Origin of the sequence: Dysgonomonas sp. 25 (assembly GCF_010501075.1) — a bacterium.
GTDB lineage: Bacteria > Bacteroidota > Bacteroidia > Bacteroidales > Dysgonomonadaceae > Dysgonomonas.
The window spans coordinates 264,171-280,000 of sequence record NZ_QVMN01000003.1 but is presented as its reverse complement, the minus strand read 5'-3'; the positions used below and the strand labels follow the sequence as shown (position 1 = coordinate 280,000).

17 protein-coding genes are annotated in these 15,830 nt (G+C 34.9%); 9 read left to right on the top strand and 8 right to left on the bottom strand.

All coding sequences use genetic code 11. From position 1 onward, the window contains the following. Positions 1-22: 22 nt before the first annotated feature. From D0T66_RS06835 to D0T66_RS06820, 4 genes are all read right to left on the bottom strand, one after another. Positions 23-493: a hypothetical protein gene (locus tag D0T66_RS06835; RefSeq protein WP_163356508.1), complete on the bottom strand. Its 471-nt coding sequence runs from the start codon at positions 491-493 to the stop codon at positions 23-25. 123 nt (positions 494-616) lie between these two features. Continuing rightward, positions 617-886 carry a hypothetical protein gene (locus D0T66_RS06830; protein WP_163356507.1) on the bottom strand — a complete coding sequence of 90 codons (270 nt, stop codon included), beginning with the start codon at positions 884-886 and terminating at the stop codon, positions 617-619. 386 nt (positions 887-1,272) lie between these two features. Further along, a complete protein-coding gene (locus D0T66_RS06825) occupies positions 1,273-1,512 on the bottom strand; it encodes a hypothetical protein (protein WP_163356506.1) in 240 nt (79 codons plus the stop codon). Positions 1,513-1,527: 15 nt separating this feature from the next. Further along, positions 1,528-1,905 (bottom strand): hypothetical protein, encoded by a 378-nt coding sequence (locus D0T66_RS06820; protein ID WP_255489753.1) that lies wholly within the window; start codon positions 1,903-1,905, stop codon positions 1,528-1,530. Positions 1,906-2,972: 1,067 nt separating this feature from the next. Here D0T66_RS06820 and D0T66_RS06815 point away from each other — a divergent pair. From D0T66_RS06815 to D0T66_RS06805, 3 genes are all read left to right on the top strand, one after another. Continuing rightward, the gene (locus D0T66_RS06815; RefSeq protein WP_163356505.1) at positions 2,973-3,542 is read left to right on the top strand and encodes a hypothetical protein; all 570 of its coding nucleotides are present in this window, start codon (positions 2,973-2,975) and stop codon (positions 3,540-3,542) included. Positions 3,543-3,938: 396 nt separating this feature from the next. After that, positions 3,939-4,403: a replication/maintenance protein RepL gene (locus tag D0T66_RS06810; RefSeq protein WP_163356504.1), complete on the top strand. Its 465-nt coding sequence runs from the start codon at positions 3,939-3,941 to the stop codon at positions 4,401-4,403. 39 nt (positions 4,404-4,442) lie between these two features. Continuing rightward, positions 4,443-4,721, top strand: a complete 279-nt coding sequence (locus D0T66_RS06805; protein ID WP_163356503.1) for a hypothetical protein — start codon at positions 4,443-4,445, stop codon at positions 4,719-4,721. A gap of 114 nt (positions 4,722-4,835) precedes the next feature. On the opposite strand, the gene D0T66_RS06800 is transcribed toward D0T66_RS06805, so the two are convergent. After that, on the bottom strand, positions 4,836-6,488 hold the full coding sequence (locus tag D0T66_RS06800) for a lipopolysaccharide assembly protein LapB (protein WP_163356502.1): 1,653 nt from the start codon (positions 6,486-6,488) through the stop codon (positions 4,836-4,838). Positions 6,489-6,564: 76 nt separating this feature from the next. Next, positions 6,565-6,963 carry a hypothetical protein gene (locus D0T66_RS06795; RefSeq protein WP_163356501.1) on the bottom strand — a complete coding sequence of 133 codons (399 nt, stop codon included), beginning with the start codon at positions 6,961-6,963 and terminating at the stop codon, positions 6,565-6,567. A gap of 433 nt (positions 6,964-7,396) precedes the next feature. Between D0T66_RS06795 and D0T66_RS06790 the strand changes: the two genes are divergently transcribed. The 5 genes from D0T66_RS06790 (at position 7,397) to D0T66_RS06770 (ending at position 14,132) form a co-directional block, all read left to right on the top strand. Continuing rightward, entirely contained in the window at positions 7,397-9,580 is a 2,184-nt protein-coding gene (locus tag D0T66_RS06790; RefSeq protein WP_163356500.1) for a type VI secretion system Vgr family protein, read from the top strand. Positions 9,581-9,614: 34 nt separating this feature from the next. Further along, complete coding sequence (locus D0T66_RS06785) at positions 9,615-12,182, top strand: M43 family zinc metalloprotease (RefSeq protein WP_163356499.1); 2,568 nt, start codon at positions 9,615-9,617, stop codon at positions 12,180-12,182. After that, a complete protein-coding gene (locus tag D0T66_RS06780) occupies positions 12,182-12,910 on the top strand; it encodes a hypothetical protein (RefSeq protein ID WP_163356498.1) in 729 nt (242 codons plus the stop codon). Before D0T66_RS06785 ends, D0T66_RS06780 begins: the two co-directional genes overlap by 1 nt. Before the next feature lie 32 nt (positions 12,911-12,942). Next, on the top strand, positions 12,943-13,722 hold the full coding sequence (locus tag D0T66_RS06775; protein ID WP_163356497.1) for a hypothetical protein: 780 nt from the start codon (positions 12,943-12,945) through the stop codon (positions 13,720-13,722). A 65-nt stretch (positions 13,723-13,787) separates the two neighbouring features. Then, the gene (locus D0T66_RS06770; RefSeq protein WP_163356496.1) at positions 13,788-14,132 is read left to right on the top strand and encodes a DUF4280 domain-containing protein; all 345 of its coding nucleotides are present in this window, start codon (positions 13,788-13,790) and stop codon (positions 14,130-14,132) included. A 292-nt stretch (positions 14,133-14,424) separates the two neighbouring features. Here D0T66_RS06770 and D0T66_RS06765 read toward each other — a convergent pair whose 3' ends face one another. Next, a complete protein-coding gene (locus D0T66_RS06765; RefSeq protein WP_163356495.1) occupies positions 14,425-14,670 on the bottom strand; it encodes a hypothetical protein in 246 nt (81 codons plus the stop codon). A gap of 2 nt (positions 14,671-14,672) precedes the next feature. Beyond that, on the bottom strand, positions 14,673-15,071 hold the full coding sequence (locus D0T66_RS06760; RefSeq protein WP_163356494.1) for a hypothetical protein: 399 nt from the start codon (positions 15,069-15,071) through the stop codon (positions 14,673-14,675). 128 nt (positions 15,072-15,199) lie between these two features. On the opposite strand from D0T66_RS06760, the gene D0T66_RS06755 reads away from it, so the two are divergent. Next, positions 15,200-15,697 carry a hypothetical protein gene (locus tag D0T66_RS06755; protein WP_163356493.1) on the top strand — a complete coding sequence of 166 codons (498 nt, stop codon included), beginning with the start codon at positions 15,200-15,202 and terminating at the stop codon, positions 15,695-15,697. The last annotated feature ends 133 nt before the right edge of the window (positions 15,698-15,830 follow it).

Below are 15,830 nucleotides of genomic sequence, written 5' to 3'. Positions count from 1 at the left end.
AATTTGGTCGGGGTTTTGTTGGTTATTTGAATGTTAGCCAGAATTTAATATCGGATTCGTCCAGATAATATTTTTCTTTTACAGAATGGATAAATGCGGTATATTGCTTAATATATTCGGCGTTGTGTTCCTCCAAGTTTTTCGGGTGCGGGTGTTTCTCTCTCCAATCGCTTATAAATTTTAAATTTTCCTCCAGAAATTCACGGTACAGGGTTATTTCCTGCGGTTCATCATCTTCTTCGGGCAAGTGGAAAACGCTTAATTTGTGGAGGTTTCCAGTGTCGGGGTGTCTTGACCAAAGGTGCTTACTGTCGTTCATTTGGATATAGGTATCAGTTATCCCGAAACGTTGTTCCAGTTTCGGGATAACGATATTTGAATACCAATATCCCTTTTCTTTTCTTGTCAGGTGTTTTGTGTACTCTGATTTTTTCAATACTACTTTTGGGTTTGGTAGTGGTTCGGTTTGATTGCAATATTCATCTAATGTCATTTGGTCGGGTTTTTAGTTTATTATTTTTCGAGTTGTTCTTTAATCTCTCTTTTTGAGATTGTTCGGATGATTAAGCCTGATTTTCTATGCTTTATCAATGTTGATTTGTACAAATCTTCAAAATCAGTGGTGTTGTAATTGTCGCCAGTGATTTTTTTTAACCTGATTGGATAAAGGGCTTTCATCACTGATTAGCAGTGTGCAGTCGGGAACGATTATATTCTCTGTAAGGAAAGAATTTTTAATATACTCGATTGCATCGGCTTCTCTTTCTGGCTCAAATTGTCCGTAGACTGTGCCGTCAATAATTGCCTGATATTTGCCCCATAATGGATTGAATTGTACTGACGCTTTGATAATTCCATCGGCTGTGTTTACAAAATATGTATTCATCGTTTTATTGTTTATTGTTATGACAATGTTACTCCATTGCTATTTTTGCAAATATTTTTCAAAATGGAAGTTTTCGGAATTACGAAATCTTTTTTTTATAACTTTGTCTTAATTAATTAATTCGTTTTGGTCGGGTTAGTTAGTTAATAAAAGAGGTGCGCTTCCTTTGGTCGGGTTTGCGCACCTTGTTTGTTTAAATATATGATTTGTAGTATTGAATAATTGAATCTTTATTAGTGTATAGAAATCCTTTTCCGTCTATTGTCATCGCCTGCATCCAATTATTATTTGCGTTCACACAAAATATATCGGAAGGCAAATTTTCAATTTCTTCCCATTTTGTAAAACCGTTGGGAGTTTTTTCTCGTTTGTAATATTTAATCCCTTTATTCATTTTTATATTCGATTGTTAGATATTGATATTTCCACTTTGCCACGTCCCCAATCGTCCAAACGGCTTTCGTACCTATTTTTACGTCAATTTGTTCAGGTGTTCGATTGGTTATTTTGTAGCTTTTTGTTTTGGGTAGATTGATTGCTTTCGTCCATCCTCTTTCGAGCATTTTTGTTATTGATTTTCGTTCGGCCGCCGTAAGATGATAACCTTTGATTATTTTTAGTTTCATTACAGTATGTTAGATTTAAGAAAGTTTTATTTCGGTAGATGTGTTTAAGTCGAATATTGCTAATTGTTCGTTATTTACTCCGAAAATTGCTGCATCGTTAAGGTTCTCAAATACTTGCGAACAATCAAAATAATATTGTCCGTTATCTGTGTTGTACCATCCACCGATAACAGAAGCACCAATTAACAAAGCGTATTTTATAACGTTTTGAAGCCCTGATACTCCAAAACTATTTTGTGTTTCTTTATAGGCAGCCACAAAGCCAGTATTGACAAGCTGCATTGTTTTTAAATTGAGGGTAAAGCCAGAAGGGTTGTTGTTGGCTATTCGATATACTTCGTTTGTCAATGAAGTAATTATGTCGGAAGTTTTTAAATTGGTAGAATTTTGCATAAATTTGCTCCGTGTAAGGCGGAGACTCGTTTTTCCCTTACATGAAAGTTAATAGCTTTCGCAGGGTTGACAGTCGCCAAACTTCGCAACCCTGCTTTTTTTATCTTTTATTTGTTCCCCAATGTTAAACCAATAACAGAAGGGAGGCAAGCGATTTAAAAAGTCGTTTTGTCGCTTTTTAGTCGTTCGGTTGTTCATCACAAGCCAGAACAAAAAGACTTAAACAAAGGAGTTTTTAATGCTGCATATTGGCAATATTTAAAAAATACAATACCCTATAATCATAAACGTTGCCAGTCGTTTGTATTTTGATAGCATGTATTTATAATAGTTCAAATAGTTAAATGTGTATTTTGTTCCGTTATAAGTCGTTACATTTGTAAGATGTTTACTTATACGTTTTGACTAAAGCAACCTAAACACACAAAATAAGTCGCTTTGCCCTCGCTTTTTAGAGTTGTTAGTCCCCCCCGTTGTTCTTTCTACATACGAGCCGTTAATATTTCTCACTTAACGATACGAGCCAGATGCGGTGGTCTGTTTATCTGCTTATATTCCGCCCAATACGATAAATAACGCTAACCTTCACGGAGGATAAACGGTTCAATCCGTTTTTTTCAGTCTATTGCTCGAATAGTCCGACATGAGAGTGTAACTGGTTTTAACGTGCTTGGCAGGTCGCACAGCCTGAAAGGTTTTTTGACGTTATATGTACCTTTAAAACGGACTTTGTTTTCATCAGTTACAACCGTGTAACTCTCTCATTTTGATAATATAAAGATACAACATAAACCCGAACAACCCAAACGATTTCGTTGGGGGTTTTTAGAGAAATAATCTGTATTTAATATTTCTTAACAATGTGGTATTTTCTTGATAATGAGCAAGTAAGCAATGCACGAGAATAGCCCGAAACAAGCCAAATAAGCCCCCTTGCAAGCCACCACAGAAAGAACTATCTTTGTTTAATACTAAAGAGGCACGCAGCCCGAAATGATGCATAAATGCACCGTTTCGGGCTTTATTCGTTAATAGCCCAAACAACACAAACCAAATAAGAAACACAGATGGCAAATATTAAAATTCCAAAGACAGCACAGGAGCGACAAAAGGAAATAGAGAAGCTTTCTATATTAGAGCGTTTTTGTTTAGATGCTTATATAGTTAGTAAGTTACCAACAAGCAAAAAAGTTGTAATTGCATACGAGCAGAGCAGACCGAGCAACAGCCAAGCCAACCGACAAAGCATATATACACAAGCTCGAAATTGGATAAATGCGGATAAATGCAAGTTCTATATAGAGGAACGAAAAAACGAACTATTTGCAACCGACCAGAACCGACACAGCACAACCCAGAACGAAGGGAACGGAGCAGGAACGGAACAGGGAAACAACACACAGGAAACAAACCGCACAAAGACCGAAACGATAAGCGAATTAAATAAACTTGCCGATAATACACACGATGCAAAATTGAAAGCTGAAATACTGTTAAAAATATCAGACTTGGAAGGGTGGAAGAAGGAAAAGGAACAGACAGACGACAATACAATAAGATACTATCTGCCGTTAAGATGCAATGTTTGCTCACTTTACAAGGCTGCACAGGAGAAAAAACAACAGGCAAATAGTTAAATAATTGATTTACTGTTTATCCTTGCTTATATGTATAAGCGAGGGAAGGAAAGAGACAAAAGGACAGGGAGCAACCCCAACCGAAAAGCGGCGCAAAGGGTAGCCCCCACCCCCTAACGAAATGAGCCAAAATCCCATTTCGATGTAGCTAAATTTTTTTGGTTTTTTTCTGGGAGAAATTCCTTTAGATTTTACCCATTTATTTTTCCAATGTAAAATGTTAAAAATATAGATAAACTGTGATAGTACAGATTAATGGCATGTATATAGTATGTTCTCTTTATTAAGATATATATAAGAAAAATGTAATTTATTGATAAACAATTATATGCATGTTTAAAATATGCTTGGTTTGTACATGTTAGCTCTACAAAATGAGCATAAAACCTGAGTGACATGAAAAAGTTTAATGAGAATAATCCTTTTATTGGTTATTTGGATAGCCTAAAGTTGGGAACAAGAACTGCGGTTTGTGCCAGAGGTAATACTGTCTCAATGGTAGATGAAGATACAGGAGAGATAAGAGGGCATGGCTATAATGCTGTTATCAGAGAGAAGCAATATGATTCGGAACGCTTTGTAAAGATGTATGCTGCGGGAAGAAAGGTATTACCGAAGCTCAGTGCGGCAGCTACAAGGATTTTATTGTTTATCATCGACCACATGGGCTATGATGATATAATAACACTAAATATGGCGAAGGCAAAAAAAGAAACAGGTTATAAAAGTGATGCGGCAATCTATCGTGCTATATCAGAACTAAAAAAACATAATGTATTAGCTAATGCTTATCGGAATGGAATTTATTATATAAATCCTACTATGTTTTACAGAGGAAACAGGCTAAAATTATTTTTATAATAATATCTTTATCTTTAGGTTTAGAAATAATTTTATACTATGGAAAATATAGACGACACTTTGACGAAAGCAATATCTAATAATGAACCAATTAAGGGAAAAGATATTTTAGTAGGACGGGTACTTGAAATTATACATAAAAGCTACAAAGGTTTTAGTGATAAGGAATTTCTTGATGTGATGAAGGAGAAAATCATGTCAGGCAAAGAACTTACAGATTATGAAAGACATATTTTTGTCGATGTTTTAATGTTTCATAGAAAGATGGAGGATGAATGTAGAGACGATACCGAAATTACGCCAAGAAAAGATAATTGAAATAAATAATTAATATTACTTTATGAATATTGCAATAATTAAGCCCATTTAACCGAAAACCCCTTTTGGAAATATGGACTTAACTATTGCGGTTCAAAGTATAAAATTGCCCCGTTATTGATTAGATTTTTCTTTAAAAATAGTATTGATTTCGATAGGTGACATTCCTGCAACTGACAATTTATCACGAATCGTTGCTATGCGATATTGCATATCTTCTTCATTATACTCAAAGCCGAGCATATTGGCAATGATTTCAGGAGGATTTTCCAAAAAAGCAAGGTGCATAATCCGTAGTTCTTCATTGGAAAGAGAAAACATAATATTGTTGCTGCATGGATGCGTTTTCAAATGATTTTTTAACCATTCATCAAAAAGTTCATCCGCATTTTTTCGTATTTTTTCGAAAAGTTCATCAATTTTTTTTCTCTCTTTTTCATTATATATCGCATTCCAAATCTCTTTACGACTCTTGAATATATCTTCATAAGTATTAAGCGTTGTTCGTAAACTTACACACTGTTGTTGGATTAATTCATTTTCCAGCTTGAAACGCATCTTTTCTTTGGTCAATAATTTATTTTCCAACTCAACCTGTCTTTTTTTATGTTTGAAATACATTATTATGCCGATAATAACTAATAGAGCAACCAACAATAAAGCACACGTCCAGATTCTTTGACGTGTCAGAGCTTCTTCTTGTAGGATTAGTGTAAATCTTGCATTGGCATCTATTAGCTTATCTGCACTCTGCTCATTAAGTATTTCATCATTTATTTGATTACGAAGTTCCATATAACGTCGTGATTCCTCATGGTTGCCGATTTTGGTATTGTATTCTGATACCAAACGGTATATTAGCCGTAAAGTAGGCTTATAGGTCACATTCTTAGCATTATTCGTGACAATTTTGGAAAAATATTGTACCGAATCAAGCTTATTTGTGCTATTATATACCCGTGCCAAATTCAGATATAGCCTTATCGAATCCGCACTATTAGTAGCTAAGGGCAATGCTTTGTAAAGATAATGCTTCGACTGAGTATAGTCGGTGGCATCACAATATACCGAACCTATATTATTCAGAAATTCGGCTAATAGCTTATTATTATTTTGCTGACTCGCCATTGATGCAGCTTGCTGATAAAGATTTATAGCTGTATCATAGTCACTATCCTTATAATGTAGCAATGCCATTGAGTTTAGGAGACTCATTTGCATATCTTGGGTATTGGGACAGGCTTTATATACCTCGATAGCTTTATCATAATAAACAGTTGCGCTGTCAGATAAACCCTGATAGAAATATATTACTCCGATACCATGTTGACTTTTACCCGTCAGTAGCAGATTCTTAGATTTAGCAGCCTTGTAATTTGCCATTAAATAGGATTCGAGGGCTTTATCATATTGCTTATTGTCATAATAGTATGCTCCTGTATAAAAATGGGCATAAGCTCCTTTCTCTATATTTCCTTCTTGGTCATAATAACTACTTATTCGCAGAATAATAGAATCATTTTTAATATCGTCATACGTCCTGTCTTTCGCTTCTATATAAGCCAGTTGGTATTGCATATAATCCGCTTCAACCATATTGTCAGGGTTCGGGATATTATTTAGAAGCTCTTTTGCTTTTTGAGGGTCATTTTCTAAAATACTAAGGGCTTGCTTCAGTTCATCTGGCGTTTGTCCTCGGTCTTTACATGAAAAAAATAGTAGTGTAGCCAGAATAGTAATCGTGTATAAGGAATTGAATCTATACATTTTGCTTGAGTCTTTTAATATAAAATAAAGGAAGGTTCGGGAAAAGTACCGAACCTTTGTGTATTAAGTAATATGATTAATTGATGAAGAAATTTGCAGAAAGAATTTCGCCACTCGCTTTTTTCTTAAACTTAATTTTGTATTCTCCATTTGATAAAGTAGAAATATCAATACGTAATTGGCAACCTGTCTCTACTGTATCAATAACTTGTCTGTCTCTTACAAAACCCATACTGTCTGTAATTTCTATTTCCACGACTCCGTTTAATTGGAAAATTACATCAATATATTTATTGGATTCAATGGTAGCGTTCACAAATGGGACAGAAAACATTTTCATTCTTGGTCTTGTTCCGGGACTTGCACCTCCAGTACCGTCATTATATAGTGATAAAGTTTCACCATATAGAGAAACGGAAGCTGAGGCATTGGTGAGGGTGAAGCTTATTGCCAATAGTAGTACAATTTTTTTCATAAATAATGAATTTTTAGGTATTGAAATGTAAAAATATGTTTTTTTCGCCCCAAAAGGGTGTATTGACAAATGTTATATAGTTTTTTTATCATAGAGAATTATTTACAGTGCTTATACATAGGTGATTGACTTTCGTTACTCTTTGACAAAACACAGTTTTTTCTTATCTCAATTCATATTCGAAAAGTGGTACACCAATCCTATATTTGTTGTATATATACTTTTGGAAAAAAGGGGTATGTTAATTTTAAGTTAAAACAGAATATCTTTACAGTGTTTTTGTAAATTTTGATACATTTGCTTTAACAAATTACAAAACGTTTGTTACCCAGAGTGGGCATTTGGCTTAATTTAAGCAGCACAATATAGAGAGAAAACTAATTGACCCACGACCTAAATAAGTTCTTATAAATACATTATTACACATTAAAGTATGGCTATTGTTAAAACCTCAAAAGAAAATAGTCGGTCGTATCCGTTTATTGATACACGTAGACTTACGAAAGCATTTTTGCAAATAGATGGTAAAGAGATTCAATTCAGGGAGCTATCAGTTGAACAGCCCTATGGAGAACATCACTCTTTCACCGTAGATGTCCCTTTCAATATTTTGAAAAAGGAACTGTTTATGAATAAAATCTCCGAAATCTTTGAACTGGTAGGGAAGAAAGTATTAATCACTTTTCAGAAAGGGGACGATATTAAGGATGACTATGCCTTCAAAGGCATTGTTACCCATGTCGAACTGAACAGCGTTGATGGTACGGACGGATTTATCCTTATCAGAGGCAAAAGCAGGACGGTACTCTTGGATTCAGGGAAGCGTTATGCCGTTTATTCAGGCTGGACGCTTAAAGGGATTCTTGCTCAAATAGAAAGGGGCTATCTATATTTAGAACAGAATTTGAGTATTGTGCATGACTTTGAAGATACCCCCTCTTTAGATATAGCCATTCAATACAACGAAAGCGACTGGGAGTTTATCAAAAGGCTATGCTACGAATACGGAATAAACATGTACTTCACAGGCTCTCAATTATTTATCGGAAATCCAGAAGAATGGAAACGACAAAGTTATGTAAACGGAGCAGATATATCAAGGCTCTCATTCGGCACTCGATTAATCCCTAACCAATACAAGTATATCGGTTATGACCCCCTGACCGATTACCAAATGGAAAAAGAGACAGGGCAATCACAATCCTTTCGCAATAAATATTTAGATTTTGCAGCAGACACCAATAAAAAGTTTGCCTCGAAATACATAGCTCAACAACCTTTTACTACACTCAATGCAGGATATGCAGACGGGGGAGAGCGAATCGAAATTGAAGAATCCCGTATTGCCGGAAAAACTGTTTATGTTAGCGGAGAATCCAAATCTTACTGGACTACTATCGGCAGACCTATACAGATTATCTCCGATGAGAGTAGTTTAGGAACTTTCAGAGTTACAAAATCAAAACATATAATTGATTCAAACCATGTTTACAGGAATGAATTTGAAGGTATCCCCGCATCCCTGAAATATATACCCATAGATGAACCCGAAAGACCTGTCGCCAACTCTTTACGAGGCATAGTAACCAGCACGGACGACCCCGATAATAAAGGACGGGTACAAGTGGAATTTCCCTTATTGGAAGATGTATCACGGGCATGGCTAAGAGTAATGACACTCGATGCAGGGTTGACGGAAGATAAAGAAGTGAACAGGGGATTAATCTTCGTACCCGAAAAAGGCACACAGGTTATAGTCGGCTTCGAAATGGGTAATCCGAATTTTCCTTACATCGCAGGAGCTTTGTTTCATGGTAAGAACAGAGAGGGAGGAAAAGAAAACAATTACATCAAAAGTCTAAGAACCACATCAGGACATACACTGGAATTTAATGACGGCAAAGACGGTTGGGGTATCGCCCTTTATGATAAGAATAAGAATCTCTTACATATAAATTCGAAAGATAATAAAATAGAAGTATCGGCAGTAGAGGAAATAATACTAAACTCAAAGAAAATCACAATTAACGCCACAGAGGAACTGAATCTTATCGGCAGTAAAATCGCCGAACATGGAAAAGAACACGAAATACTGACCGAAGGTACTTACAAAGTCGAAGCCAACGAGCAGAAACTAAAATCCAATAACTATACCCAATCCTCTACAAGCAATACGGAAATCATATCGGGTAACAACGTGGATATAAAAGGCAGTGCTATTAATCTGGATATGGGAGGCAGTGCGCAAAGCCCGAAAGCTCCGGCAGAAGCAAGGAACATGATTGCTTTCACTCCTGCCCCGCAAAGCATATTGGAAAGTGAAATCTTACCAGAAGAAACGAATGTAGAGGAACAAGGCAAGAATCCGCAGATAGTTTCCATTAAATTATTTGATAATAGCGGACAAGAGACTGAATTTCTGTCCCGTTCTACAAATGTGGAAGTAGAAACTAAGGATATGGCTGGACGAACAATCGAATTGAAGTTGAAAGATAAAGAAACTAATGAAGATGTTCATTTAGGAGATTTCTTTATCCCAACAAATGATTATATTTTGAAAACATCGGTGAAAAAGAAAGAGCATCATGTTGCAAAATCAAAGAAACGTTATAATTGAACACAAATAATACAGGACAGAATAAACATTAATTATGGAAAAAGGACTTGAAATAATAGCATGCGATACAAAAGATACATCACAAGAAGTAAAAACCAAACCGAAATCATTGGGGCGATTTCCGGGCGTTGTGACTTTTTATCATTCACAAGAACAACGGGAAGGAAAATATGGAAGTGATGATAGCATTGGAATCCCTCAATTTGGATTTGATACCTATATACCTAAACTATATGGGGTGAAAGATAAATTAAGAGAGGAATACAAAAAAAGTGACATAATCGTATCGGGATATACAGCAATTGATGAGAATAATAATGAGTCAAAGATTTGTGTATATCCTCCAGTGCATGAGATAGTTCACGGCACAACACGAACATTGGGAACGATAAAAAACGGTTTTGAATATGAATACTATTATCAATGGTTGAACCCTGTAAAAGAAACAATGGATTTATTCGTATTAGTAAACTACCCTGACCCACATACGGAAATATCGCCAAAAGATGAGTTTATCAGGTATAAGGATTTAGATACCGAAAATAAGGACATTGAAAAAATCTTCTTCAAATTGGTGAAGGTTACAAAAGATTGGAAACCTATTGAAATAAAAAAAGGAAGTTCCCAATATTTTGGGATTGCACAGGAATTAGAATTAACTAAAGAACAACAAGAAAAACGTAATACTTTGCCGAATAAAAAGGCTGAAATAGAGAATCTGAAAGCAGATGTTGAAAGACTAAAAAGCGAAGCAATAACAATACAAAAGTCTATTGACAATTTGGAAGCTCAAAGAGTACAGGAAGATGCAAAGAGGAAAAAGAAAATTACAGAGTTCAATGATGCTAAAAAAGAACATGGATATCCCAGTTCAAAAACGACATTTAGGTCGGATGAAGCGGGATATACGGAAATAGTAAAACTTAATGGTGATATAGAAACTATTAATAAAAGTTTAGTTACAATAGGGAATAAGAAAACAACAAAAGAGGGCGAGTTAAAACAAAAAAAGACAGCTTTAGATAAAGTTGAAAAAGAATTGGCACAAAAGAAAACTTCTGTTGATAAAATAGAAGCTGAAATAGCCGAAGAAAATAGTTTCAGAGAGAAAGATGAATATTTGAGTATTGACAGCCAAGATTACTTCGACTTTCATTTCAGAACAGCCACTAATTCCGAAAAGGAATTTAAGATAACACTAAAAAATAAAATGGATGACAAGAAAAAGCCATTAAATAGAAATGCCGCCCTTATCGCCTTTTGTAAAAGAGATGAAGAAATAGAAGTAACGGACGAAAATGGTACGAAAAAGAAAGAGAAGGTAAAACGGGAGATTATTGTCGGACAGGTCAATATATTAGCTGGCGATTATTACAAAAGTGTTCCATTAGAGGATGTAACAGAACATCGTACTATTGAAATGCTTTTTAACCCGATGCCTATACATTTTGTGAAAATTCGGGTAAAAGATGTAAACCAGAGAAATGATGGTAGTTTTGATATAGCTCCAACTTCAAGAAATTGGGAACCTCCTACTGATTATAGGAGTATTGTGACGAAAATTAATGACTATTTTGTATCAGCAAATATAAGTTTCAGCCTAACGAAGAATCGGCTATGTACGGAATTGGAAGTATTTAAGATTAAATACAGAAATCATAGCGATAATGACCGCCGAGTAAATGAAAAAACGGTTCTGAGGGTTGCTGGAACGGATTTTATACTTGACGAAAACTATTTAGCGCAAGGAGAAAGTGATAAAGGAGGTTTACTTGGGCAATTGAAGCTGTTATTTAGAAAATACCTGATGAATAACGACCTGTATGATAAAAGTGTAATTTCAGATGCTAATTTTTGGGAAAAAGATTATATCTTGCCAAATGGCAGTGTACCAACAAGTCCTAAATATAATAGTATAATAGATTCTTTCCCTGAGTTGTTCCCTCAAAAAATTGAACAGGGGATATTCAAGAACCGTAAAGTCCATGATGCCAAATTACTTAGGGAAAGAGCAAAAGCAATAACAGATTTTGTTGTGGAAAATACCTGTGTTGTATTTATGATAAATGATTTGGTAGCAGAAAGAGACAATAATTCGACATTTACAGCAGCTTATGCTTCATTGGGATATAATGGTGTCGTTATGTTTGGTAATGGTATCAATTCATGGGAAGATACCCTACCCCATGAATTAGGGCATACACTTGGACTTCAACATACGTTCCATGCCGACTGCCCGATGTTTCCCGATAGTGTCTGGTTTAATTCTTCTGACTGGAACAACAAAATAGTATTTAAAAAGAGTCTAAAAGATGCAACTAAAGATGATGATTCTGAGGCTTACGCTGCTACTCATACTAATATAATGGATTATGCAACATTGTCAAATGATAGTAATAAAAATACGTTGTTTAAGCGGACACAGTTTGTTAAATGGCAATGGTTAAAAATGATAGAGAATATAAAGAAAAAATCGTACAAAGTAACCATTCCAAGTGGTTATGATTATGGATTAACAGAAGATTTATCAAAAGTATATGGCATTAACTCAGAAGAAAATTTAAAGAAATTAGCAAAAAAACTTCAAAATATATTAGGATAATGAGACGATTAGTATTAGTAAGTTTATTTATAGTTTTTGCTGCTTATTGCAATGGACAACACAGGAATAGTCCAGAAGATGAAAAACGTATTAGGCTATTAGAAGAATGTTGGTGTCCGAGACAAACATTTAATACAGATTCGATATATAGCTTTTTTCAATCAAGCCCTATCTTCAAAAAAGGATATGTTTCTTTTGAAGTTGAAGATGAACCGATGCCTTGTGATACTGTAATAATGGAAATCGAAAAGCAGTATATGTTATTTTCATTATATCGGTACTATATGGAAGATAATGAAATAATACCTTCCAAGACTTTAAAAAAAATGCTTTCAGCAATAATGGACTCTACGACTCAATATACTGTCCCGATAAAGAAATGGAATTGTGCTGAGTTGGGAGAGGACTGGCTGACAAAATCGAATAAGCAATATTATGATATTTTATTAGATAAAAGAATGATGGAATCTAATAAAAAGAAATATGAAAACTTTATGTGGACTTATGGAGAAGCTAATTCACCTATTCGAATAAAGATGTCAATACCTGTATTCGATGAAGATTACAGATATGCTTTTATGGTTTTTAGAATGTATGGTGAATCTTATGCTAACTTTGCATTATTTGAGCGAAAAGAAGAGGGTTGGAAGCCAATATTAGTATCTAAATGTAAGCGAACGGGAAGAATAGACAAAGACTTTAGTCCTTGTGAAAAAATCATGCGATAAAACTTAGTAAAAGAACTCCAAAATATATTAGAATGAAAAAGAGACTAATGATAGGAATAATATTTTTCTTGACAATATATAATTGTTATAGTCAATTAACCATAGGGGATTATAACCAAGAGAACCCACTCGAAAAATCTGATAGTTCGGAGCAGATATATACGATTTTAGCTGTTCACTCCTTAGAAGATGAAAACTTATCAGAACATGATTGTTTGGAGCAAATGATTTTTAATACTGACTCAGTATATAGCTTTTTTCAATCTCGCCCATTTAAACCGATAGAGAAAAGACTTGTTTTTTTTGAGGTTGAAGATGAACCGATACCTTATGATACCATTATCGAAAAAGTAAAGAAAGTATCTCTTTTAAATTTTTCAGAGTCACTTTATAAAGATGATAGTAATAAAAAAATCCCGTTCCCAACCTTGCTTAAAATGATATTAGCGGCATCCGACTCTACTACTCAATATACAGTTCCAATAAGGAAATGGAATGCTGCCGAATTAGGAGAAGAATGGCTGACCCGTTCTAATCATAAATATTACGATTTTATATTAGATAAAAATATGGCTAAAGCTAAAAAGGAAGAATATAAGAATTTTTTATGGTCAATGGATAAAGCGAATCGTCCTATTCGAATAAAGATGTCAATACCTGTATTCGATGAAGATTACAAATATGCTTTTATGGTTTTCAAAATGAACAACAATACTTATGACTTTGCCATTTTTATACGGGATGAAATAGGTTGGATTCCTTACAGAGTGTCGAAAGCACACAAAATAAGTAATGATTTTAGTAACTATTAGGGTATTAATAACAAAACAATAGGCATTTGTTTGTCTTATATTTTTTAATTGTATAAATAATCATTATGTCAAAAATAATAACAAACGGGGCAAAAATGGAATGTACTCTTGGCGCATCGCCAGTGCCAATAATAGTGACAAGCCAAACCTTTGTAAAAATAAATGGCGGTATAGTTGCTACCGAAGCGGATAAAGCACCAATGGCAAACGTCCCTACATTCGGAGCTTGTAAATGTGCGTCACCCAATCCCCCATGTGTTCCCAGCCCAATAGCTTGGTTAAAGACATCGCTTATCCACAGCATCAATGGCAACAAGAGCCTTACACAAGAATCATTCTGCATGTGTGCCAATGGAGGAAAAATCACATTTGTAGATACAGGAAGCAATAATCATGTGGAAACAAAATAAGATGTTTTATACTTCAAGCGACCATCTAACAAAAAGTAATTACATTTGTTAGAATAAAAAATGAAGGGGAACTGAATTGTTCCCCTTCTGGTGCAAACTCATAAGTGATTACGGTAGCCTATGAGTTGCCCTTACAGAAGGTGTTACAAAGAAATTGTAGCACCTTTTCTTGTCTCACGACAATAATTATCAGGTTATCGTACACTTCCTGCGTTGGATTAGTACAAATTTATATGTCTTATGCTGACAAACCGAATTGCAGAATAGTAAGTTTTCGTAAATCCGAAAACTATCACAAACTTGCAATCAATTGTTGTTTTGAACTATAAATTTTACCCTCTGATACCCAAAAGCAATCTTCAAGTGTAGGGTTCTCTTTTTTTAAACACCAATCTTTGATAAAGCAATAAATGGTTTTTTGTTCCTGATTGATGGATTGGGTACGAAGCCCTGCGATTTCCCGTTCTACGACTCGCCCTGTTTTGGGATTTATTAGCCAAACTGTATCTCCTTCGTTGAATTGCGTTTGAAGTGTCATAATTATTGTCTCTTAAATAGGTTATACTTTTCTCTTTCTTCGTTAATAATCTGCCAATCGTCATTTTCAGATAATTCCTGATTAGCAGCAGAGATGCGGTCTATACTATTTTGGTAGGCTTTCAATATATCTTCGAAAAAGATATTGTCGGGAACTCCACTACATACAGCATAGTAGGCAGCAAAAACATATTGAAGTATCTTTTGTCCTTCTTCGGATTTAATCTGGTTTAAAATCCATTGATAAAGAGAATTGTCCTCTCTAAAGCGAATGTTCCAGTTACCCGAAGCTGCCATTATCTTGACTGACTGAAATTGTCCTTTCTCGAATGATACAAGAAAATTTCCGATTTGTGTAAATTTCCCTTTATTGGATTTTAATTTACTTGGTTTGTTACTCATAAATTGATGCGTTTTGTTGACGTGGAAAAATAATGTCAAATAAATGTAATATATAAATCTGGATGATGCAATTTGTGTTATTGACAGAAAAGAATTACATTTATAGAAACCATAACACAAACTATACTTTGAAAATAAGAGCCGCTTTCGATGTCGGAAAAGATGGGGCTATTGTTATTTTTCGGGAGGAAAAATTAGTATATAAGGGAGTAATACCAACCATAGGGAATCAAATAGATTTACAGGAAATCCGAAAGATATTATTAGCTGAATTTGACTGCGATAATTGCCATGTCGTAGTGGAAGATGTACATGCTATCTTCGGAGCTTCGGCAAAATCTACTTTTAATTTCGGTTGGTCACTCGGCATACTGGAGGGGATGCTTGCGGGTATGGGAATAGCTTATACGAAAGTGGCTCCGAAGGAGTGGCAGAAAGAAATGTGGCAGGGAATATCGCCCATATATAAATCAGGAAAGGCAATTGATACGAAAGCGACTTCATTGTTGGCCGCAAAACGGTTGTTCCCGAACGAAGATTTAAGGAGGTCGGAGCGAGCCGTAAAAGCACATGACGGGATTGTGGATGCTATGCTTATGGCTGAGTATTGTAGGAGGAAATTTTGAATTTTAACCCATCTGTTTTTGAGACAAATCAAAAAAAAGTTTATGTTTTGAGGACATAAACACTTGACACACAAGGAACGTTTTAAATAAAAACTGTGCACGCCTCTTTTAACCCAACATTTATCTCATCTAT

What these genes read in the sequence shown, in the direction of transcription:
- D0T66_RS06800 (WP_163356502.1), bottom strand. Translation starts at nt 6,488, where the DNA reads ATGTATAGATTCAATTCCTTATACACGATTACTATTCTGGCTACACTA.
- D0T66_RS06785 (WP_163356499.1), top strand. Translation starts at nt 9,615, where the DNA reads ATGGAAAAAGGACTTGAAATAATAGCATGCGATACAAAAGATACATCA.
- D0T66_RS06780 (WP_163356498.1), top strand. Translation starts at nt 12,182, where the DNA reads ATGAGACGATTAGTATTAGTAAGTTTATTTATAGTTTTTGCTGCTTAT.
- D0T66_RS06790 (WP_163356500.1), top strand. Translation starts at nt 7,397, where the DNA reads ATGGCTATTGTTAAAACCTCAAAAGAAAATAGTCGGTCGTATCCGTTT.
- D0T66_RS06775 (WP_163356497.1), top strand. Translation starts at nt 12,943, where the DNA reads ATGAAAAAGAGACTAATGATAGGAATAATATTTTTCTTGACAATATAT.
- D0T66_RS06795 (WP_163356501.1), bottom strand. Translation starts at nt 6,963, where the DNA reads ATGAAAAAAATTGTACTACTATTGGCAATAAGCTTCACCCTCACCAAT.
- D0T66_RS06825 (WP_163356506.1), bottom strand. Translation starts at nt 1,512, where the DNA reads ATGAAACTAAAAATAATCAAAGGTTATCATCTTACGGCGGCCGAACGA.
- D0T66_RS06765 (WP_163356495.1), bottom strand. Translation starts at nt 14,670, where the DNA reads ATGACACTTCAAACGCAATTCAACGAAGGAGATACAGTTTGGCTAATA.
- D0T66_RS06760 (WP_163356494.1), bottom strand. Translation starts at nt 15,071, where the DNA reads ATGAGTAACAAACCAAGTAAATTAAAATCCAATAAAGGGAAATTTACA.
- D0T66_RS06815 (WP_163356505.1), top strand. Translation starts at nt 2,973, where the DNA reads ATGGCAAATATTAAAATTCCAAAGACAGCACAGGAGCGACAAAAGGAA.
- D0T66_RS06810 (WP_163356504.1), top strand. Translation starts at nt 3,939, where the DNA reads ATGAAAAAGTTTAATGAGAATAATCCTTTTATTGGTTATTTGGATAGC.
- D0T66_RS06830 (WP_163356507.1), bottom strand. Translation starts at nt 886, where the DNA reads ATGAATACATATTTTGTAAACACAGCCGATGGAATTATCAAAGCGTCA.
- D0T66_RS06805 (WP_163356503.1), top strand. Translation starts at nt 4,443, where the DNA reads ATGGAAAATATAGACGACACTTTGACGAAAGCAATATCTAATAATGAA.
- D0T66_RS06835 (WP_163356508.1), bottom strand. Translation starts at nt 493, where the DNA reads ATGACATTAGATGAATATTGCAATCAAACCGAACCACTACCAAACCCA.
- D0T66_RS06820 (WP_255489753.1), bottom strand. Translation starts at nt 1,905, where the DNA reads ATGCAAAATTCTACCAATTTAAAAACTTCCGACATAATTACTTCATTG.
- D0T66_RS06770 (WP_163356496.1), top strand. Translation starts at nt 13,788, where the DNA reads ATGTCAAAAATAATAACAAACGGGGCAAAAATGGAATGTACTCTTGGC.